This is a genomic window from Komagataeibacter sp. NFXK3 (genome assembly GCF_054182245.1).
Genome location: NZ_JAPIVJ010000095.1, coordinates 1 through 525, shown reverse-complemented (window position 1 = coordinate 525; position 525 = coordinate 1). Strand labels below are relative to the sequence as shown.

Below are 525 nucleotides of genomic sequence, written 5' to 3'. Positions count from 1 at the left end.
CACTTGCCGCTGCCGAGGCGCGTGCCGAGGTCGCGGAAGCCCGTGCGGCCAGCGCCGAAGCGCAGATTGCCCATCTCAAACATCTTATCGCGCGGATGCGCCAGGACCGTTTCGGCGCCTCGTCGGAACGGGGGCGCCGCCTGCTGGCCCAGCTCGAACTCGAACTGGAAGAGCTGGAGACGACACTCGCCGAGGACGCGCCCGAAAATGCGGCGGATCCCGCCGTCCGTGCGACAGCACCCAGGAGCAACCGGGGGCGCCAGCCCCTGCGTGCCGATCTGCCGCGCGAGCGGGTCGTCATCCCCGCACCGACACAGTGTCCGTGCTGTGGCAGCGATCGTCTGAGCAAACTGGGGGAGAGCGTCACCGAGACGCTGGAAGTGATCCCGCGCCAGTTCAAGATGGGGTGGACGGCCTCCATGCGGCATCAATGTGCCATGCTGGGGTCGGAATGACCATTCAGAGGAGACCGCCCGGATGAAAATTACCATGATCGGCCTGGATATCGCCAAGTCCGTTTTTCAG

General features: G+C 65.7%; 1 protein-coding gene. It reads left to right on the top strand.

All coding sequences use genetic code 11. The annotated features are described in order from the left end of the window. The coding region (locus OQZ28_RS17665) for an IS66 family transposase (RefSeq protein ID WP_458136711.1) at nt 1–455 on the top strand (455 nt) is incomplete at its 5' end. Between the last annotated feature and the right edge of the window lie 70 nt (nt 456–525).